Source organism: Virgibacillus sp. AGTR, assembly GCF_016919725.2.
Taxonomy (GTDB): Bacteria; Bacillota; Bacilli; order Bacillales; family Amphibacillaceae; genus Virgibacillus; species Virgibacillus salarius.
In genome coordinates this window covers 17,968-38,289 of sequence record NZ_JAJERH010000008.1, presented here as the reverse complement: position 1 = coordinate 38,289, position 20,322 = coordinate 17,968, and the positions used below count along the sequence as shown (strand labels likewise).

Here is a 20,322-nt window from a genome sequence, read left to right as displayed (position 1 = left end):
TTAATTATCTATTTTTAACTGCAGAAATGATTCGCTGCACTCCTTCTTCGAGGGTTGCTCGAGGGCAAGCGATATTAATGCGCATGAAAGTATCGCCTTCTTGTCCATAATCAACTCCCGTATTTAAGCCTACCCTTGCTTTTTTTATCATAAACGATTTGAGTTCTTTATGATCTAGCTTTAACGCACTACAGTCAATCCATAATAAGTAGGTTCCTTCAGAATCGATAACTTTTAATTCTGGTGTATGTTCTTCAAACATCTCCTTTACATACGTTTGGTGATTTTTTAAAAGATGCCGAAGCTCGTCAAGCCAACTTTCACCATGTGTATAAGCTGCCTCTAATGCAGTATTTCCCATTGTATTAAGCATATTAACACCTTGCTTAGCAAATTGAGCATCTAGTAATTCCCTTTTTTCTTTATTAGAAGTCACGACATAAGATGCTTGTAAACCAGCAAGATTAAATGTTTTGGATGGGGACATACAAGTTATGGTTTGTTCGGCGACTTCCTCAGAAAGTGACGCAATCGGTATATGCACTTCACCAGGGAATGTAAGATCTCCATGAATTTCATCAGAAATAATTAGAACATTGTGCTTCATACATAAACGAGCTAGCTCAGTTAATTCATCTTTTTTCCAAACTCGTCCTACTGGATTGTGCGGGGAGCAAAGAATAAACGCTTTAACTCCTTGTTTTAGTTTCTCTTCAAAGTCAGCAAAATCAATTTGATAATAATTGTTTTTATAGATGAGTGGGTTCTTCACAATCTCTCTTTGGTGACTTTCTATTACCTTATAAAAAGGCGTATACACAGGAGTTTGTATAATAATTTTATCTCCAGGCTCTGTAAAAGCTTGTACTGCCATATGTAGGCTTGTAACAACACCAGGACTAAATGATAGCCATTGCTGTTTGATATTCCATTGATGTCTTTGTGATAACCATTTAAGTATAGAATTCTTGACTTCATCATCAATCACCGTATAGCCGTATATACCATGCTGTGCTCGTTCAATTAAAGCTTGATTTACTTGTTCAGGAGCTTTAAAGTCCATATCTGCTACCCACATTGGTAATACATCTTCTGTTTGAAACATTGGTTTAAGCATATCCCATTTAACCGAACGTGTATTTTTTCTATTATGTTGCAAATCAAATATTCCCATTTGTGACCTCCTAGCTATTTATTTTTTATAGTATAACATTTCTTTCACTATACTTCTTATAATTAAACTAAAGAAATATGCCTTTTTAACAGGGGAGTAAACGAAGATTTATCCATAAAAAAAGCAAAGCGATATCGCTTTGCTTACAGGGGGAATACGAGAAAGTCTTACATTTGATAGTATACCCTGTTAAATAGAAATTTAAACCTAAATTGGTAAGTTTTTTGGAAAGCACTATAATCTTGATTCTAACTGTTCTTTTTCATCTTCGTAGCCAGGTTTTCCTAGTAGGGCAAACATATTTCTTTTGTAAGCCTCAACTCCAGGCTGATCAAATGGATTAACACCAAGTAGATAGCCACTTATGGCACACGCCTTTTCAAAAAAGTAAACCAAATAACCAAATGTATATGCATCGAGCTTTGGTATCTCTACAATTAAGTTAGGTACATTGCCATCAGTGTGTGCTAATAATGTGCCTTGAAAGGCTTTGTCATTTATTTCATGAATCGTTTTACTTGCTAAATAATTCAGGCCATCTAAATTATCTTCTTCCGCTTCTACCGTAATATCATATTTGGACTCATTTACGTGTAATACTGTTTCGAATAAATTACGACGACCTTCCTGTACATACTGACCAAGTGAATGCAAATCGGTAGAGAAATTTGCAGAAGATGGATATATCCCTTTATTATCTTTTCCTTCACTTTCTCCAAAAAGCTGCTTCCACCATTCAGCAAAATAATGAAGGTTTGGCTCGTAGTTAATAAGCATTTCTGTCGTTTTTCCTTTGTTGTATAGAATGTTACGAACTGCTGCATATTGATAACTAGGATTATTCTTGATTGATGGTTCTGCTAAATCGTTCATGGCTGCATGAGCACCGTTCATCATGTCATCAATAGAAATGCCGCTAACAGCAATAGGAAGCAAACCAACGGCTGTCAAAACGGAGTAACGACCACCAACGGCATCAGGGATCACGAAGGTCTCATAACCAGCTTGATCAGCGGAAGTTTTTAAAGCACCCTTCTCTTTATCCGTTGTAGCATAAATTCTGTCTTTTGCAGCTTCCTCACCATATTTTTCTTCTAATATTTTTTTGAAAATCCGAAAAGCAATGGCTGGTTCTGTTGTTGTTCCACTCTTGGAAATTACATTGATAGAGAAATCCTTATCTCTTAAAACATCCATTAATTCATGAATATAGGTTGAACTCATATGATGCCCAACGAAGATAATATGCGGCGCATCGATTTCTTGCTTCGATAAGTAGCTTTGAAAAGAATGATTAAGCATTTCAAGTGCAGCTCGAGCACCTAAGTAAGAGCCACCAATCCCAATGACTAATAATACATCTGAATCTTCGCGGATTTTTTTAGCACTTGCTTTAATTCGAGCAAATTCTTGCTTATCATACGTTTCAGGTAAATTAACCCAACCGAGAAAGTCGTTTCCTGCACCCGTTTTTTCATGTATGGCATGATGTGCAGCATTTACGGCACCTTCTAGATTATCTATTTCCTGTTCATTAAAAAAAGCAAAAGCCTTCTTGTAATTAAATGTTACATGTGTCATCTTATTTCCTCCTTCATCAGCACTTTCAAACCTGTACATAACTTACTTTACCCAAGTGATGTTATGAAATCAAGAAAGACACTGTATAGATTTTTATAAGATGCATAAGCTAAGGTGAATAAAAGAGAAAAGGAGGGTAAATGATGAATGGATTACAACGTACCGCTTTAGCAATTACAATCATTGGTGCAATTAACTGGGGCTTAATTGGTTTATTTCAATTTGATTTAGTAGCAGCTATCTTTGGTGGTGAGCAAAGTGCTGCTTTCGCGCGTGTGATTTATACATTGGTAGGTATAAGCGGCCTAGTATTGCTACCTTTATTATTTAAAACGGATGAAGCATTTGCAGATCAACGTGAGCCTGGGAGGGCTGACAGTTAAATAATAAGGCAAACTCGTACGATTGAGTTTGCCTTATCATTATTTACTATAATTACCTTCTGATTGCTTGATCCATTCTTCAAGCTTATCTTTTAGTGTATTAAAACCTGCAGAATCATTATCTGTATGTTTTGCTTGTACCTTCTGAGGCTTCGCTTGCTTCTTTGGAGCTTCCTCTGTTGCGCGGATAGACAATGAAACCTTGTTTTTTTCTTCATCAACTTGTAAAACCTTTACCTTTACTTCATCACCGATAGATAAGTGCTCATTAATATCTTTTACATATCCATGTGTAACTTCAGATATGTGAACAAGACCTTGAACCTCGTCATCAAGTGCCACAAAAGCACCATATGGTTGAATTCCTGTAACTTTTCCATCTAAAATTTGACCATTCTCAAATTTGTTTGTCATGCTGAACAACTCCTATACCATTATTCGATTCATTTTACACAATAAAATATTTTAGCATAATAATTAACATGTGGCAAAACATATTAAAGATAACGCTGATGAAAGGGTGATTTATATTGGTACCACTAGAATCAAAATTGGAAAACAAAATTTATTCTTTATTTGTACTTGAGGAATTGTTAAAGCCTGAAGGATTTGTAATTGGTTCAAATTGGGATTATGAGAAAGGATTTTTTGATTTAAAAATAGATGATCAAGGAACTTACTATTTTTTGCGAATACCATTTTATGCAGTGCAAGGTTCCTTAGATTACCCAGGTGTTACTGTCCGATTGGAAAAACCGTTTTTATTAGCACATCAATATCAGAAAGGCTACGATGAAAGCGGATCTGCAGGAGCTTTTCAAGGCACATTTAATCAGTTTCAAGCTCCAACAGATCCTGACGCTGAAGTTCCAGAAGCGTATATAACTACTGGTAAAGAACTAATGAAAAGAGTTGAGGACTTAATCATTCCAAGGGATTAGTCCGATGAGTACATCGTCTTTTTTTAGGATAAATTTTGATGTTGGATTGATATAATAGGTGCTATTTCGAATAATACCTAATAAAATCTGTTGGCTCTTCCGATGAATGGCGGCTGCCTCTCCAAAGGATACATTCTCCAATTCTTCTGGTAATGTAGCATGATGAAATTGTTGAGTTGTTAAGATATGATAAATATCCTCAAATGGTCTCGCCTTGGTTTCTCTAGATAACTCATGGTAAAAAAGAGCACTGGTGAAATCATTAGATCTTAAAATGGTTGTTGCGCCGGCACGATGTGCATTGTCTATTTGTATAGAAGAAAGTATTTCCACTATGATCGGAATTTTAGCGTTATTTCCTCTAATAGCAACGGCTGTAAGGATAGAATGATTATCTGCATCCCTTTCCTTTTTAGTGATATCTGCAGTAATTAATACACGTTCTGCTAGTTTTATATTTGCCTTTTCTAATATACGGTCCTCTGAAGGATCACCTTGTATAAAGTGTACCGGATAATCTGGAAAAGAAACATGGTCCAAGGTTGTATCAATTAGAACCATGCGGATATGCACGGAAGATGTTGAAATAATTTCAATTAATTGTCTGGTCCTCTCGTTCCATCCGATTAAAATTAAATGGTTACTACCTTTAAAAGGGAGTTTACCTTGTGCAAGGTCCTTTTCGTGTTGAATTGTTGCAGCAGATAAAGAGGTTATATAGAAAGCAATTAACCCACCGCCAGTCAAGATTAAACAAATTGCAACGATCTTTCCGGTTGCGGTTAACGGTACAAAGTCTCCGTAACCCACCGTGGCTCCAGTTACAAATGCCCACCATACGCCATCAAATATGCTTGGGAATTGCGTTGGCTCTACGATATGGATTAGGCCACCAAAAAGAAACATAAGCAAAAATATAACTACAAGTAGTCTAATAAAAATAGGCAGTCTGAAGTAGATTTGTTTAAAAATTCGAATGCTCATAACGGTCACCTGTCCCCAAAAATACACGATTCAACGTAGTTTTTTACTCTTATACTCTCCATTATGGACAGGCTTCGCTAATTATAATCTCCAATAGGACAACGGATTAACACAGCTATGTTAACTGAATCACTGATTAACTTCTATTTTTTGCAGTGTTTCTTTTAAACTTTGGTATACATCAGTCCAAAAAGAAGTACGGTTTCGATAAGACTTTGTCATAAAGAGGATCATTTCATCAAATTTTACTTTATAATCTGTAGACTCTTTGCTAGGTAATTCGCTTCGAGATTTTTCTACAAAGGATTGAATTGCTGACGCTCTCGGCCCCCATTTGGCAACTTCATTGCCATTTTTGTCGATAAAAATGAAGATGGGGATGGAGCGAGATTTACCGTTGGTTAAGTATTCATCCATCAGTTCCAGGTTTTTATCTCGATGTAATAAACGAACATCAATTTGGGCTACTTCCGCAATATGTAATAAAATAGGGATGTTCAACATAGCATCGCCACACCAGTCTTCCGTTAAAACAATTACACGTAAATTTTTCTTTTTTACGCTTGCAAAAAACTCCTCATCAGCTGGTAAGGAGAAATGATCATAAATATGTAATAAGTTTTCTTGATGCTGTTCCATTGTTTCAATATATGTGTCAGGTGAAATACCAATATTATACCATTGATTTAAGTCCATCGATTTTCTCTCCTTCAAATCTTTTTATCCCCCATATAACTGGCAGTAAGCCCCCCACATCAAGCAATACAGTAAAACCAATATTGTTAAGTAAGGGATCAATTGCCCGTAAATGTCCGATTGGTTCTAGGGCCTTTAGGTCATACCCTTTTGGTACTACCAATCCGTGTGGGATACACAAAATCCCCACAGATTGAAGTTTCACTTTATTAAAGTGTACACATAGTTATTATACGCGTAAACAAAAGTGCTCTTCATCGAATTTTTTGCTATCATAATAGTAGTACATCATCAAGTTATCGAATAAGGAGGAAAATAGAGTGGTATTAGCAAACCAAGATTTTTTATTAAATTTATTACAAACACCATCACCATCAAGTAGTGAAATGGAAATACAAAAAAAGTGGATACAGTATGTAAAAGAATTTGCTGACGAAATTAGAACGGATCATGCTGGAAACGCGATTGGTGTACTAAATCCAGATGCACCTTTTAAAGTATTACTTGCAGGTCATTGTGATGAAATTGCACTTGTGATTAACCGCATTGATGATCAAGGGTTTTTACATTTTGATCAAATGGGAGGCATTAATCCAAAAGCGGCTGTTGGAATGAAAGTTACTGTTTTAGGCTATCAGCAAACGATTACGGGTGTAATCGGTGTAAATGCTCAGCATCACGGTGGATTAAAGAATGATTTCAGCTTGGAAGATTTATTTATTGATTGTGGGTACAAAACGAAGGAAGAGGCTGAACAACATATCCAAATAGGAGATTTAGTTGTTTACAATACAAAACCAGAGATTTTAAGTGATAGATACGTTTCTGGCCGAGGACTTGATAATCGAACGGGCGCATTTATAGTGGCTGAGGTTTTAAAAGGGTTAAAGGAACGAGGCTGTGAGGTTGGTGTCTATGCAGCAAGTACGGTTAATGAAGAGACAAATATGGGCGGAGCCTATTTTGCAGCTGCGGGAGTTGCACCAGATATGGCAATCGCTTGTGATGTTACTTTTGCTACAGATTATCCAGGAGTGAATAAAAATAAATATGGTGATGTCCGACTAGAGGGTGGACCAGTTCTTGCTAAAGGGGCGCCGATTAATAGGAAAATAAATCAATGGTTAGAAAGAGCCGCGAAGCAGTTAAAGATGAATGTACAATATGAGCTTACACCAAGAATGACAGGTACAGATGCAGATAAAATGAGATTAACCGGTAAAGGGGTTCCTGTGTCTTTAGTGTCGTTACCTTTACGCTACATGCACTCCCCTGTAGAAACGTCTAGCTTGAAAGATATGGAACAAGAAATTGAATTATTAGTTACGATGATTGCTTCTCTAACTGGAAATGAAAGTTTAAACCCATTAGATGAAGATTAAAGGTATGTAGCTATCAGTAAGTGCGTATGGTTTCTGCATTATAACGCAAAGTTAACAATATTTCATTCTATAGGCCGAATTATTGTGCGAACATTAAGAATGTATCGAAAAATAAGAATTATTATCTATGGAATATTACAAAATAAAGTAATATAGTAGTATGTTTTCTGTATTGAAGAAAACATCAATGTTAAAATAGGGATATGCCTAGGTAAATAGCTTCATTTTAGTGAAGCAGTAAACTGTTTTCTAGGCTGTAAAGTAATGGAAAGTAACCCCTCATTCCTTATCTTATAAGGAATGAGGGGTTTTTTATGAAGTTTTAGTAGGTGAAACATACGAATTAATACCTATGAAAAGTTGATGAAAAAATATTACTAATCTATCAATTTTGAAAATTCAGCTTTTATTCGACTTGATTCGACACTATTTTATCTAGTTAATCTACTATACTTGCTGTAACAACTTAGATTTTTCTGGAGGCACCACTGTCAGTTAAGAACCAAATTTTCAAGGGGGGAGGCAGAAGGTGTTTTTAATTTGTTGGTTCTTGTCTGCATCAGAATGTGTCAAAAATTGAGGGGAGGAATAGCTGTGAAGGCTAAAAGAAGACGACGTCAATCTAAAGCACTAAGTATTGCAGCAACGGTATTAATGACATTTTCGTTAATTACACCAGGAATAGCCAGCGCGGAATCAAGCGGTAAGCTTCATCAGTCTGCCCATGATTCTAATAAGATAGCCGAGGCAAAAGTGAGTGATCGATTAGTAAAAGCATTTAAAGACGACGACAAAGTAACCTTCCTGGTAAAATTTAATGAAAAAGCAGATGTCATGAAGGTCGCAAAAAATGCAAGATCTGATGCAGCAAAAGCAAGCTTGTCAGGACAAAAGGCGGAGCATATGCAGCGCTCAGCTGTAATATCCGAATTAAAGACTACTGCACTAGAATCACAAGCAAATGTAAAAGCTTTTCTGGAGGAGCAAGAGGCAAAAGGTAATATTGAGAGCTTCAAATCCTACCATATTGTAAATGGAATGGCGGTAACTGCTACAAAAGAAATAGCAGAAAAGCTAGCGACGTTTGCAGAGGTAGAAAAAATATTACCAAATGAAGAACGCGAACTTTATGATGTGACAATTGATAAAGAGGCTGGAAAAATCGAATCGGAATTAACCAATATTGAGTGGAATGTGGATCGTGTTGGAGCGCCGTCTGTTTGGGAGATGGGCTTTGATGGAACTGGTACAGTAGTAGCTAGTATTGATAGTGGTGCACAATGGGATCACCCAGCATTACAGGAAAAATATCGTGGCTATAATAATGATACCGGTGAAGTTGATCATACCTATAGCTTTTTCGATGCGACTGCAGATGAAGAAGAAGCATATGACGACCATGGACATGGAACACATGTTACCGGGACAATGGTTGGAAGTGAACCTGATGGTTCTAACCAAGTTGGTGTAGCACCTGGTGCAAAATGGATTTCAGCCAAAGGATTAAATGCAGCAGGTAGTGGCTATGATACATGGCTGATAGCTGCAGCTGAATGGATGCTTGCTCCTGGTGGAGATGCGTCAATGGCTCCAGATGTCGTAAATAATTCTTGGGGTGGTGGACCTGGCTTAGACGAGTGGTACCGTGATGTGGTTATTGCTTGGAGAGCAGCAGAAATATTCCCTGAATTTTCAGCGGGTAACACATCGCTTGGAAACCCAGGTGGACCAGGTTCTGTAGCTGTGCCAGCAAACTATCCGGAATCATTTGCAACTGGTGCAACAGATGTTAATGATGTATTAGCAGGGTTTTCTCTTCAGGGACCATCTCCTTATGATGAAATTAAACCTGAAATTTCAGCACCTGGTGTTAATATTCGTTCCAGTGTACCTGGTGGTGGCTATGAAGGTGGATGGAATGGAACATCAATGGCTGGTCCAGCAGTATCTGCTGTAGTTGCATTATTAAAGCAAGCAGATGCTAGCCTAACTGTTGATGAAATTGAAGAAATTCTTACAACAACGGCTACGCCATTAACAGATGACAACTTTACAGAGGTACCGAATAATGGTTATGGTCATGGGCTTGTAAATGCATATGATGCCATTTCTTCACTTGTTACAGGGTTAGGAACACTTGAGGGACAGGTTACTAAGGCAGGAGAGGATACAGAAGCTCCCGTCTTCGAACATGAAGGTCCTAGTGAATCTTATACTGGAATGGATTTGAATTTGTCCATTCAAGTATCGGACAACATAAGTGTAAACAGTGTAAATCTATCGTATACAGATCAAGATGGTGAAACACAAACTGTCGAAGCGGAACGTGTTTCAGGAGATTATAAAGAAGGTGAATACCAAGTAACGATTCCTGGAGAGCAAATAGATGGTGAATCTCTAACGTATACTTGGACAATTAATGATTTTGGTAACAATGAAGTAACCAGTGATACGTATGAGGTTACTTTATTATCTGGAGTCTCAGTTGGTTTCTCTGACGATTTTGAATCAGCATCGGCTGGCTGGACAGTGTTTGGTGAAAATAACAGCTGGGATCGTGGTGTTCCAACTTCTGGACCAGAGAGTGCAGCTTCAGGAGAAAACGTATATGCTACAAATTTAGCAGGTGAGTATGATAGTAACACAAACACTACACTGGTTATGCCACCAATTGATTTACCAGAAGGAAATGCATACTTGCAATTCAATCAATGGTACAATATTGAAAACAATTGGGATTACGGTCATGTGTTTATATCAACTGACCAAGAAGATTGGACACAATTAACGGAAATAACGAATACCTCAGATGGTTGGGAAAGCGTAGAAGTAGACTTGTCTGAATATAGTGGACAGCGTGTATATATTGGCTTTAATCTTGACACAGATGGGAGTGTCACTAGAGATGGCTGGTATATTGATGACGTAACACTAGCAGATACTTCTAATGGTGAAAGTGCATCTTTGGCAAAGGATCGAGGCTATATAGGGGTAGTTGGTTTCGATAACGCTGCTTTAGGTGTTATTAAAACGGATACAAAGGATACGCTAAAAGAAAAAGTTTATCCTGCAAAAATTCAGCCAGTAAAGCCAAAGAAAGAACCATTAGTAGATAAAGAGGCAGTCAGCCCAACACTACTTCCTATGAGTGCACAAGTTAGTGTCCTAGAAAGTGGTCGTTCGGTGACTACGGACCCTGCAACAGGTAGTTACTCATTACTTCATGCCGCAGGAGAATATACGGTAAAAGCAGAAGCATACGGGTTTGAATCAGCAGAACAATCCGTAACCATTGAAGCTGATCGTGCTGCTGAAGCTGATTTTACGCTAGAAGAAGTTGATCAATACACAGTTAGCGGTACGGTAACTGATCAGCAAACAGGCGAGCCAATCTCAGGGGCTTCTCTTCTATTAGTTGAGGATGCAAATGTTGAACCTGTGACAACTGATGAAAACGGTAACTATTCGCTTACAGCTTATGAAGGAACATATACACTAAAAGTAGTGTCTAGCGGTTATCATGGTACGGAAGTTGAAGTTTCTCTAGCGGATAGCGATACGACAGCAGATGTCGAGTTAGAACCATTCTATACGGTTCCTGGTGGAGAAATAGCATATGATGATGGTACACCAGAAAATGCTCGTGCATTTTATGATGCTTTCAATGGTTGGGCAGTGAAAATGTCTCTTCCTGAAGGAGAAGAAGCTGGGGTAGTTGATTCTGGTGTATTCAAATTCTGGGATGAAGAGTTCCCTAACCCTGGTGGAACTGCATTCCAAGTAGAAGTTTGGGATGCTTCAGGACCAGACGGTGCTCCGGGTGAAAAACTTGCTGGACCATTTGACGCAGAGGCAAATCGCGATAAAGATGCATGGACGGTAGTTGATCTTTCTGAGCATGGAATTACTGTAGATGGTGATTTCTATATGGTATATATCCAAACTGCTCCAAATACAGGTGCTCCAGGTCTAGCTACAGATGAAAGCAGTCCTAATGCTGAACGCAGCTACCAATTAGTAGGAGGGGCTTGGTCTAAATCTCCTGCTAATGAAGGAAATTACATGATTCGTGCTCGTGTAAACTATGAGGTGGAGGAACCTGTCATTACTTCTCCAGCTGAAGATATGATTACAAACGAAACGGAATTGACTGTTGAAGGTACTGCTTCACCAACAACGACCGTTCAATTAATGAATAATGGAGAAGAAGCCGGTACTGCTGAAATTGGTGATGATGGTTCATTTGCTATTCCGGTAGAATTGATGGAAGGAGCGAATGAATTAACTGCTGTATCATTACTTGATGGTACTCCAACAGGTGAATCTGATCCTGTAACTGTAACGTTGGATACAGAGTCTCCTGAATTAACGATAGACAGCCCTAAGGATGGAGAGAAATCTAATCGTGAAACCGTAACTGTAGAAGGTTCAGTTTCTGATACCAACCTAGATTTCGTGGAAGTGAATGGGCAAGAAGCGGCTGTTGAAGATGGCATGTATTCTAAACGAATACTTTTAGAAAACGGAGAAAATGAAATTGAAGTAACTGCTCATGATTTAGCAGGCAATACGTCCACTGAATCTGTTACTATTGATGTAGATTTCACTGCACCAGAAATTGAGAATCTGACTCCTGAGGAAGATGTTACACTTGAAGCAGGTGAGACGGTGAAATTTGAATTTGATAGTGAACCCGGGCTTAGAGCGACGTACTTTATTCATATGCCATTGACCAATACGGTTATGAACGCTACGGAGCTTCCAATGATGGAAACATCAGATGGACATTATGTAGGTTATTGGACTGCAACTAGCAATGTTGTTGCTGAAGGGGCAGTAATAGAAGTAAAGGTCGAAGATGACTATGGCAATGAAACTCGTGAGCAAGCTGAAGGTAAATTATTCATCAATGTCGAAGAATAAGCATCCTTCATAATTTCTTAGCATGTATAAATCACTTCGCTCCATTATTACTGGGGCGGAGTGATTTTTTTGTAGTCTAGGAAATTTTAACGTACTTCCGAAAGAAGTCTCCAACTTCAAGCGTGTGAAGGGCGTAGCCCAACGGTAAGGGGGAGATGAATTTCGGTTGGGTGACAGCCCAAAGGCTTTTTTTCCTTTTTTGTTTAAAGCACAACCCAACAGTGAATGATCGAAATTCATCAATGCCTATAAAAGTGCCAGTTCAAGACTTAGCAAGATGGATTTTCTTCATGTCCGTAAAAAGTTATGGAAAGAAATGTTTTGGTCAAGAAGTTTTTGTTTGTTGACGACTGGTGGTTCGCCTATTGAAATAGTATTATCACCGTTGATTCGCTCCAGTCGCTACGTTTCTAATCGGATGCTTGCGCTTTTGTTCATTCTATAGTTTAGCTGATTATTGCTTTTCCGCTAAAGTCTATACTTAATTTGATTGAAAACTTATCGATTGAGTAGGTAAACATAGATATTGCAATACGAATAAAGATAGGTTAAAATAACGGTACAACATAATATCGATTCCATCTTCGGGGCAGGGTGAAATTCCCGACCGACGGTAAGAAGCAGTTAATTGCTTTAAGTCCGTGACCCACAGCAGGCATTTTGCTGTGGCTGATCTGGTGCAAGTCCAGAACCGACAGTTACAGTCTGGATGGGAGAAGATGTCGAGCCAAGAAAAGGTGCGTTAGTTCGCACTGCTTTTTCCTAATGAATTTATGGTACCCTAAAGCCCCGGTTAGGCCGCGCTTTAGGGTTTTTCATTTGCTAACTGTTAGGCTCATATCCTTCATCACGAGATAGGAATCGATAATTGATGAAGGAGGAAAATGATGAAACGTAACATGCAATCATCAAAGCTATTAAAACTTATTATTTTATCACTTTTAGGTACCATATCTTTGCTCTTATTTTTCCTGAATTTCCCATTGCCTTTGTTGCCAGGCTATTTAAAAGTAGATTTCAGTGATGTCCCGGCATTAATGGCTTCCCTTATTTTTTCACCATTAGCTGGGGTTATTGTTGTAGCGATAAAGAATATTCTTTATTTAGCTATAAGTGGTGGTACAGATCCGGTAGGAGTTATTGCAAATTTTATGGCCGGGATTATGTTCGTCATTCCAGTATCCCTCTTATATCATAAATATAAAGGAGTCAAAAGTGTTGTTTCTGGACTAGTAACGGGAACGATCATAATGGCTCTGGGAATGAGTTTGTTAAATTATTTCATCATTCTACCTGCTTACAGCTGGTTTATGGGCTGGGAGGATATGTCAAATTCCGTTAAATGGTTCTCCGTTTACGCATATGTTCTTCCATTTAATGTAATAAAGGGTATCATCGTTGGAGCGTTATTTATCCCGTTATTTATTAAATTAAAAAGCTGGATTGAACAAAAACAAGTCCATATTGCTTCATAGAAAAAAGGGCGATTATGTAACGCCGTAGGAGTATAGAAAAACGCTCGTTTTTCTATACTCCTTTTGGTGTGCCAGGCATGTGCGCACGCTCTAGGGTTAAAGTCCCGAACGGTGAAGGTCGTCGTAGGCGTTAGCTGAAAGCAAGGGTATTCAAAGGAAGGCTTCGGAAGCGTTCCATCGTACTAGTAGAAACATTCTTTTTCAAGGAGTCTACGTAATTTGGCTGTGCTCGTATGCACATTTATTTTTATCGTTCGGGCTTTGGATTAACAATTTTAGCTTCGTACACCAACTTCAAAAGGGAGAATACACCATCGATTCTAGGCGAAATAGCAATAGCTTAAAGTTGCTTATCGATACTTGCGCAAAGGAAAATTTTCTTTATTGCTTTTTTTGTCTTTTTGGAACAATACCGATTGTGCATCTAGAAATGCATATGAGTGAGCCTTGCTCATCAGTAATCTTAATATCCCAAACCATTGTTGATTTTCCTGCATGAAGAGGGATGGCAGTAGCTGTTACTATACCGGTTCGCTTACTTTTGATATGATTCGCATTAATTTCAATGCCGAAAATAGATTCTTGCTCCATATCTGCGTGTAATGTAGCCCCAATGCTAGCAGCGGTCTCAGCAAGTGCAGCACTAGCACCACCATGTAAGTATCCAGCTGGCTGATGTGTACGTTCATCAACCGGCATCGTGACTACTACTTTATTCTTCGTCAATGTCTCAATTTCCATTCCTAATGTTTTCAGTAACGTATGGTCCATAGTATAATATCCCCTTATTAAATGTACATACTAATAACTAAAGATATCCCAAGTAAAATTCCGTAAATGGAGTTTGTTTTACCAGTTGCTGCCATTGCTGGCATCATTTCAATTGGCTCTGTCTTGCCTTTAAATTTGTTAATGACATCAACTGCTTTAATAATTCCAATAAATGTAATGAAAGACCATAGTGGGAAAATGTCTGCTATAATAAGCGTCGCAGTCGTTATGAAGGCTACAATGAACATCAATGCTAGAAAGCGGACTGCATTTTTTCTTCCCAAAAGTATAGCTAGTGTTTTCCGACCATTTTCTTTATCATTATCTAGATCACGAATATTATTAGATAGCATGATTGCGCCAATAAACAATGCTATTGGAATGGAAGCAATTAGTACCTCACCAGTGATCGTGTTTGTTTGGATAAAGTAACTAATTCCAATAATGACCGTACCCATTAGGAAACCGGAGAATAACTCACCAAGTGGTGTATAAGCTATGGGTAGAGGACCACCTGTATATAAATAACCAAATACCATACATATTAAACCGATAGCAGCTATCCACCAACTAGATTGAATACTTATATAGATACCAATTAAGATGGCAATTCCAAAAAAAGCAAGTGCTAAGCGGAGGACAGTTTTTGGATTTATTCCATCACGAACAATAGTGCCCCCGATACCAACAGAATCCTCGGTATCTAGTCCTTTTGCATAATCATAATATTCGTTGAACATATTCGTTGCCGCCTGAATTAGCATGGAGGCAATTAACATTGCGATAAATAATAATATGTGAACATGGCCTTCTCGAAAAGCAAGCATAGACCCAACAAATACTGGAACGAAAGATGCTGTCAGTGTATGAGGACGTAATAAACGCCACCATACTTGAAAACCATCCTTTTCATTCATTGCATCCTTTATATTAACTTTATTTAATGATTGCATGGTATGCTCCTCCTGTTTTTGTACCAATATCATATTAATGATATGGAAATTGCTATATAGTGTCAACGTTTGGGTTTGATTTTCTTGAGAAACAGTTGAAAAGAGAATAGAATAAAGATGGAAGTTTTGTCATTGTTAGTTTAACGGAGGTTTATTCAGATGATTGAAGTACAAGATAAACAACTGGAAGAGATCCTGGAAGACGCAATTAGTAGCCTTTCTATTAATAAGGTCCAGCTTGTTAGCATAACGAAAAAGATTCAACCTAAAAATCCGGTTTGTTTTTTTGAAGCAGCACGACAGATAGAGAAGGATCGCGTCTTTTGGACGAGCACAAATGATGCATTTTCTATAGCTGGCGTTGGAAATGCGTATGATATCAGTGCTAATGAAAATCGTTTTCAACATATGGAATTAAAATGGAAACAAGTAATAGATCAAGCCATTATTCATAATTCGTTTGATGTTCCTGGTACTGGATTAGTCTCATTGGGGGGAATGGATTTTGATCCTAAAAAGGACCGAACCGAGCTTTGGGGCGATTTTCCAGCTATTCAATTTACTGTTCCAGAATATATGTTAACGAAATATAAGGAAAACTATTATTTTACAATAAATGTTTTGGCTAAAAAAACGGATCATCCTATTCAATTGGCAAATCAACTACGTGATACTGAACGTTTCCTTCTCACGCCAATAAAGGCAGAGAAGGAAAAACTACGTATGTTAACTACAAAAGTCATTGCACCTGAAGAATGGAAAAAAACGGTAAAGAAAGCAACGGAAGAAATCCGCCATACATCAATAGATAAAATCGTATTGGCTAGAGAAATGCGTGTGAAATTAAATAAAAATGCTAATATTGCCACGATACTGGATCAGTTGTTAGCAACCCAATCAAACAGCTTTGTTTTTGCTTTTGAACGTAACAACAATTGCTTTATCGGCGCTACTCCGGAGCGATTAGTAAAGATTGAAAATAAACAATTGCTATCAACCTGTTTGGCAGGCACTGCTCCTAGAGGGAAATCAGAAACAGAGGATCGACAAATTAGCAATCAACTGTTCCACGATGAAAAAAATAGAGAAGAGCATGATTTTGTCGTGCAAATGATCAAAAAAGGCTTAAATAAATATTGTGTCAATGTTCATGTGCCAGAGGAGCCGACTGTTTACCCATTGAAAAATCTACAGCACTTATATACACCTGTAACGGGAAAGTTAAAAGCAGGATACAGTATTTTTGACATTGTTGAACAATTACATCCAACACCTGCTCTTGGTGGTGTTCCTCGAAATGATGCGATAACATTTATTAGAGACTATGAATTATTAGATAGGGGTTGGTATGGCGCTCCTGTAGGGTGGCTAGATAGTAATGATAATGGAGAGTTCGCAGTAGCTATACGTTCTGCTCTTATTCAAAATGATGAAGCGTCTTTATTTGCTGGATGTGGAGTTGTAAAGGACTCTATTCCTGAAGCGGAATTTGAGGAGACACGGATTAAATTCACACCTATGCTTTCTGTTTTAGGAGGAGAATCATGAACCACACCGAGACGTTAACACGCTATACAGCAAATTTCATTGATGAATTAGCAAATAATGGATTAACGGATGCTGTAATTTCACCTGGTTCAAGATCTACACCATTAGCTTTGACTTTAGCCGAACATAAACAAATTAAAGAATGGATCATCATTGATGAACGTTCTGCTGCTTTTTATGCACTGGGTATTGCTAAGAAAACCATGCGTCCAGTTGCATTAGTGTGTACATCCGGTACTGCTGCTGCAAATTACTATCCAGCTATTGTCGAAGCTTTTTACAGCAGAGTTCCATTAATTATTCTTACTGCTGACAGACCTCATGAATTACGTGATGTAGGCGCTCCTCAGGCTATAGCACAGTTGAATTTATATGGAGAATATGTGAAGTGGTTTCAGGAAATGGCGCTTCCTGAATCAACTCCAGAAATGCTGCTGTATGCCAGGAATAAGGCTGCAAGGGCTTTTTTTATGGCAAAGGAAGGAAATTGTGGACCGGTTCACTTGAATTTCCCTTTTCGTGAGCCATTGGTCGTAGATTTTCAACTAGATAATTTGTGGGGAGATACTTGTAATACGCCATACCTGCCAACCTATGACGGAAAAAAACAGCTATCACCTACACAAATAGATCAGATGCATGAAAAGTTAAAGCAAAAGAAAAAAGGTATTATTGTATGTGGACCACAGACTGATCCTAAGTTAGGTGAAGTCGTTACAAAGCTAGCTGCTAAATGGCAAGTGCCGGTTCTAGCTGACCCATTATCACAAGTTCGGTCAGGAGAACATGCTAAGGATGTCGTCATTGATGGTTACGATGCCTTCTTACGGAATGAAACAATTCGTGAACTGCTCAAGCCTGAATTTATTATTCGTATCGGTGCGATGCCAGTTTCAAAGGCATACTTATTCTATGTGAAACAGCATAAAGACATTTTACAATTTGTCGTAGAGAATGACCGTGGGTTTCGGGAGCCAGCTGGTAATAGAACTGAGTTTGTCTTTGCAGATTCTGTATTATTTTGTGAGCACCTTACCGCAAATACAGAATTAAAGTTGGACAAAGATTGGCTGTATGAATGGCAACAAACCAATCAGATAACAAAAAAACATCTACTACGTAAAACAAATAATCAGGTTACAGAAGGTGAAGCAATGCGTGGTTTACTGGATGTTATTCCAGATAACAGTAGTATATTTGTTGGGAATAGTATGGCAGTACGGGATTTAGACACCTTCTTTTTAACAACAGAAAAGCGAATTCAGGTTCTTGCTAATCGCGGTGCTAACGGCATTGATGGCGTAGTATCTAGTGGTTTAGGCGCTGCCTCGAATGGGAGTAGATTAACACTTGTCTTAGGAGATCTTTCATTTTTTCATGATATGAATGGATTGCATGCAGCGATGCATTATAAATTGGATGTTACCATTTTACTTATGAATAATAATGGTGGAGGTATATTTTCGTTTTTGCCTCAAGCAAATGATAGAAAACACTTTGAGGCTTTGTTTGGTACACCATTAAATATTAATTTTGAACATGTAGTTACGATGTATGGGGGGCGCTACTTTAACCCTCAGACTGAAAAAGAGGTCAAAGAGGCGCTGCTTCAGAGCTATGCAAATATGGGTTTATCCATTATCGAAGTAAAGACAGATAGAGAAGAAAATGCAGCATGGCACCGAGAGAAATGGCAGGCAATTGAAGCTGAACTATTGAAGGGTGGGGCATAAATATTGTATTTCTCCATTAATCAATCTAACTATTGGTATGAAATTCATGGTAATGGTGAGCCAATTGTTATGCTACATGGTTTTACGGGGAGTAGTAGGACTTGGAATTATTTCGTTAATAAATGGAAAAACAAGTGGACATTAATTACCATTGATCTACCAGGACACGGAAAGACAAAGGCGAAGGAGAAGTCGATGGAGGCTTGTTGTAAGGATTTAGATGCTTTATTTAATGCATTAAAGCTTTCATCTTTTTGTTTGCTTGGATATTCAATGGGGGGAAGAACAGCTATATCTTATGCCATACATTATCCTGAAAAGATAAAAGCCTTGCTTCTTGAAAGTACATCTCCAGGCATTGATACGCTTGAAGAGAGAGTTCAACGACAAGAAAACGATAGAATATTAGCCAATAGGATCCTTGAACAAGGGCTTGATTGGTTTGTGTCATATTGGGAAAATATACCGTTATTTCAAAGTCAAACGTCGTTACCCTTAGAAATAAAGCAATCTGTTCGTTATGAACGTCACATGCAGTCAAAAACGGGGTTAGCTGACTCGCTTTTACATATGGGAACAGGTTTTCAACCATCTTGGTGGGATGCTCTAGCGCGACTTACTAAACCTGTATTGTTACTTGCGGGTGAGTTAGATAAAAAATATTGTGAACTGATGAAGGAAATGGACAATCGCTTTCCGCAATCGTTGCTAACCATTGTATCTGAAGCTGGACATGCAATTCATGTGGAGAAACCAGAGATTTTTGGTAAAATAGTATCTGAGTATATCACGGATATTTATCTGGCTGATATATGCAATTAATTTACTAATTGATTACATACTACTTTAAGGAGGAATTATCATGCCTATTCAATGGGAAAAAGTAAGAGAATATGAAGAAATAATCTATGAAAAATATAATGGCATCGCCAAAGTAACAATCAACCGTCCTGAAAAGCGTAATGCATTTACACCATTAACTGTTAATGAAATGATTGATGCGTTTGCTGATGCACGTGATGATTCAGATATTGGGGTCATTGTTTTAGCAGGTGAAGGAGAAAAAGCCTTCTGTTCAGGGGGAGACCAATCTGTACGCGGGCATGGAGGATACGTAGGCGACGATCAAGTACCTAGACTCAATGTATTAGACCTGCAACGTCTTATTCGTACGATTCCTAAGCCAGTAATTGCAATGGTGTCTGGTTACGCTATTGGTGGAGGACATGTTCTTCACGTTGTTTGTGATTTAACAATCGCAGCAGATAATGCAATCTTCGGACAAACTGGACCGAAGGTTGGTAGCTTTGATGCTGGTTATGGAGCAGGTTACCTAGCAAGGATGGTAGGACATAAACGTGCTCGTGAAATTTGGTATTTATGTCGTCAATATAATGCAGAAGAAGCATATGAAATGGGTATGGTTAATACAGTTGTACCACTTGATAAATTAGAAGAGGAAACGATCCAATGGTGTGAGGAAATTTTAGAAAAATCTCCAACAGCTTTACGCTTCTTAAAAGCATCATTTAATGCAGATACTGATGGACTGGCAGGATTGCAGCAAATGGGCGGCGATGCTACTTTGCTTTACTACACAACAGATGAAGCGAAAGAGGGAAGAGATGCATTTAAAGAAAAAAGAAAGCCAGACTTTAAAAAATTCCCACGGTTCCCTTAAGCAATGCAGTCAAAAATAGTGATCTCTTACCTTTGCTTTTTTAGCAAAGGTTTTTTTCTTACATAGCTCTCTATTATAGATTAGACGGCAAACGATT

The 20,322-nt window shown here is 38.1% G+C and carries 16 protein-coding genes, 1 pseudogene and 1 riboswitch; of the genes and pseudogenes, 10 read left to right on the top strand and 7 right to left on the bottom strand.

The window, feature by feature from the left end; translation table 11 throughout:
* Positions 1 to 4: 4 nt before the first annotated feature.
* Complete coding sequence (locus JUJ52_RS05700) at positions 5 to 1,174, bottom strand: MalY/PatB family protein (RefSeq protein WP_121605568.1); 1,170 nt, start codon at positions 1,172 to 1,174, stop codon at positions 5 to 7.
* A gap of 234 nt (positions 1,175 to 1,408) precedes the next feature.
* On the bottom strand, positions 1,409 to 2,755 hold the full coding sequence (locus JUJ52_RS05695; protein WP_026681525.1) for a glucose-6-phosphate isomerase: 1,347 nt from the start codon (positions 2,753 to 2,755) through the stop codon (positions 1,409 to 1,411).
* A 143-nt stretch (positions 2,756 to 2,898) separates the two neighbouring features.
* Here JUJ52_RS05695 and JUJ52_RS05690 point away from each other — a divergent pair, with 143 nt between their 5' ends.
* A complete protein-coding gene (locus JUJ52_RS05690) occupies positions 2,899 to 3,138 on the top strand; it encodes a DUF378 domain-containing protein (protein WP_026681524.1) in 240 nt (79 codons plus the stop codon).
* 39 nt (positions 3,139 to 3,177) lie between these two features.
* Here the strand turns inward: JUJ52_RS05690 and yugI are convergent, their stop codons facing one another.
* On the bottom strand, positions 3,178 to 3,552 hold the full coding sequence (yugI, locus tag JUJ52_RS05685; protein WP_026681523.1) for a S1 domain-containing post-transcriptional regulator GSP13: 375 nt from the start codon (positions 3,550 to 3,552) through the stop codon (positions 3,178 to 3,180).
* Positions 3,553 to 3,668: 116 nt separating this feature from the next.
* Between yugI and JUJ52_RS05680 the strand changes: the two genes are divergently transcribed.
* Positions 3,669 to 4,079 (top strand): YugN-like family protein, encoded by a 411-nt coding sequence (locus JUJ52_RS05680; protein ID WP_026681522.1) that lies wholly within the window; start codon positions 3,669 to 3,671, stop codon positions 4,077 to 4,079.
* Here the strand turns inward: JUJ52_RS05680 and JUJ52_RS05675 are convergent.
* Positions 4,059 to 5,063 (bottom strand): potassium channel family protein, encoded by a 1,005-nt coding sequence (locus JUJ52_RS05675; protein WP_121605567.1) that lies wholly within the window; start codon positions 5,061 to 5,063, stop codon positions 4,059 to 4,061. The two genes, JUJ52_RS05680 and JUJ52_RS05675, sit on opposite strands and share 21 nt — an antisense overlap.
* Before the next feature lie 129 nt (positions 5,064 to 5,192).
* Positions 5,193 to 5,759: a thioredoxin family protein gene (locus JUJ52_RS05670; RefSeq protein WP_121605566.1), complete on the bottom strand. Its 567-nt coding sequence runs from the start codon at positions 5,757 to 5,759 to the stop codon at positions 5,193 to 5,195.
* Between the two features lie 320 nt (positions 5,760 to 6,079).
* On the opposite strand from JUJ52_RS05670, the gene JUJ52_RS05665 reads away from it, so the two are divergent.
* From JUJ52_RS05665 to JUJ52_RS05650, 4 genes and pseudogenes are all read left to right on the top strand, one after another.
* The gene (locus tag JUJ52_RS05665; RefSeq protein WP_205388752.1) at positions 6,080 to 7,141 is read left to right on the top strand and encodes a M20/M25/M40 family metallo-hydrolase; all 1,062 of its coding nucleotides are present in this window, start codon (positions 6,080 to 6,082) and stop codon (positions 7,139 to 7,141) included.
* Between the two features lie 654 nt (positions 7,142 to 7,795).
* The gene (locus tag JUJ52_RS05660) at positions 7,796 to 12,064 is read left to right on the top strand and encodes a S8 family serine peptidase (protein ID WP_374488122.1); all 4,269 of its coding nucleotides are present in this window, start codon (positions 7,796 to 7,798) and stop codon (positions 12,062 to 12,064) included.
* 199 nt (positions 12,065 to 12,263) lie between these two features.
* Positions 12,264 to 12,509: pseudogene (locus tag JUJ52_RS05655) on the top strand (transposase); the annotation flags it as partial.
* Between the two features lie 131 nt (positions 12,510 to 12,640).
* A riboswitch (FMN riboswitch) is annotated at positions 12,641 to 12,789 on the top strand.
* A gap of 159 nt (positions 12,790 to 12,948) precedes the next feature.
* Entirely contained in the window at positions 12,949 to 13,539 is a 591-nt protein-coding gene (locus JUJ52_RS05650; protein ID WP_374488101.1) for an ECF transporter S component, read from the top strand.
* A gap of 381 nt (positions 13,540 to 13,920) precedes the next feature.
* Here JUJ52_RS05650 and JUJ52_RS05645 read toward each other — a convergent pair whose 3' ends face one another.
* Positions 13,921 to 14,310 carry a hotdog fold thioesterase gene (locus tag JUJ52_RS05645; RefSeq protein WP_205388749.1) on the bottom strand — a complete coding sequence of 130 codons (390 nt, stop codon included), beginning with the start codon at positions 14,308 to 14,310 and terminating at the stop codon, positions 13,921 to 13,923.
* A 17-nt stretch (positions 14,311 to 14,327) separates the two neighbouring features.
* Positions 14,328 to 15,263, bottom strand: coding sequence for a 1,4-dihydroxy-2-naphthoate polyprenyltransferase (locus JUJ52_RS05640; protein ID WP_026681514.1), 936 nt, complete (start codon positions 15,261 to 15,263; stop codon positions 14,328 to 14,330).
* A 159-nt stretch (positions 15,264 to 15,422) separates the two neighbouring features.
* Between JUJ52_RS05640 and JUJ52_RS05635 the strand changes: the two genes are divergently transcribed.
* The 4 genes from JUJ52_RS05635 to menB are packed head-to-tail and all read left to right on the top strand — an operon-like array spanning position 15,423 to position 20,225.
* Positions 15,423 to 16,811: an isochorismate synthase gene (locus JUJ52_RS05635; protein WP_205388748.1), complete on the top strand. Its 1,389-nt coding sequence runs from the start codon at positions 15,423 to 15,425 to the stop codon at positions 16,809 to 16,811.
* Positions 16,808 to 18,544 (top strand): 2-succinyl-5-enolpyruvyl-6-hydroxy-3-cyclohexene-1-carboxylic-acid synthase, encoded by a 1,737-nt coding sequence (menD, locus tag JUJ52_RS05630; RefSeq protein WP_026681512.1) that lies wholly within the window; start codon positions 16,808 to 16,810, stop codon positions 18,542 to 18,544. The genes JUJ52_RS05635 and menD overlap by 4 nt, the downstream gene beginning before the upstream one ends.
* A gap of 3 nt (positions 18,545 to 18,547) precedes the next feature.
* Entirely contained in the window at positions 18,548 to 19,366 is an 819-nt protein-coding gene (gene menH, locus JUJ52_RS05625; RefSeq protein ID WP_026681511.1) for a 2-succinyl-6-hydroxy-2,4-cyclohexadiene-1-carboxylate synthase, read from the top strand.
* Between the two features lie 40 nt (positions 19,367 to 19,406).
* On the top strand, positions 19,407 to 20,225 hold the full coding sequence (menB, locus tag JUJ52_RS05620; RefSeq protein WP_026681510.1) for a 1,4-dihydroxy-2-naphthoyl-CoA synthase: 819 nt from the start codon (positions 19,407 to 19,409) through the stop codon (positions 20,223 to 20,225).
* The last annotated feature ends 97 nt before the right edge of the window (positions 20,226 to 20,322 follow it).

Excerpts from the sequence above, each read along its gene's own strand:
- yugI (WP_026681523.1), bottom strand. The coding sequence starts at position 3,552 with ATGACAAACAAATTTGAGAATGGTCAAATTTTAGATGGAAAAGTTACA.
- JUJ52_RS05690 (WP_026681524.1), top strand. The coding sequence starts at position 2,899 with ATGAATGGATTACAACGTACCGCTTTAGCAATTACAATCATTGGTGCA.
- menD (WP_026681512.1), top strand. The coding sequence starts at position 16,808 with ATGAACCACACCGAGACGTTAACACGCTATACAGCAAATTTCATTGAT.
- JUJ52_RS05635 (WP_205388748.1), top strand. The coding sequence starts at position 15,423 with ATGATTGAAGTACAAGATAAACAACTGGAAGAGATCCTGGAAGACGCA.
- JUJ52_RS05640 (WP_026681514.1), bottom strand. The coding sequence starts at position 15,263 with ATGCAATCATTAAATAAAGTTAATATAAAGGATGCAATGAATGAAAAG.
- JUJ52_RS05675 (WP_121605567.1), bottom strand. The coding sequence starts at position 5,063 with ATGAGCATTCGAATTTTTAAACAAATCTACTTCAGACTGCCTATTTTT.
- JUJ52_RS05660 (WP_374488122.1), top strand. The coding sequence starts at position 7,796 with ATGACATTTTCGTTAATTACACCAGGAATAGCCAGCGCGGAATCAAGC.
- JUJ52_RS05650 (WP_374488101.1), top strand. The coding sequence starts at position 12,949 with ATGATGAAACGTAACATGCAATCATCAAAGCTATTAAAACTTATTATT.
- JUJ52_RS05695 (WP_026681525.1), bottom strand. The coding sequence starts at position 2,755 with ATGACACATGTAACATTTAATTACAAGAAGGCTTTTGCTTTTTTTAAT.
- menB (WP_026681510.1), top strand. The coding sequence starts at position 19,407 with ATGCCTATTCAATGGGAAAAAGTAAGAGAATATGAAGAAATAATCTAT.
- JUJ52_RS05645 (WP_205388749.1), bottom strand. The coding sequence starts at position 14,310 with ATGGACCATACGTTACTGAAAACATTAGGAATGGAAATTGAGACATTG.
- JUJ52_RS05670 (WP_121605566.1), bottom strand. The coding sequence starts at position 5,759 with ATGGACTTAAATCAATGGTATAATATTGGTATTTCACCTGACACATAT.
- JUJ52_RS05700 (WP_121605568.1), bottom strand. The coding sequence starts at position 1,174 with ATGGGAATATTTGATTTGCAACATAATAGAAAAAATACACGTTCGGTT.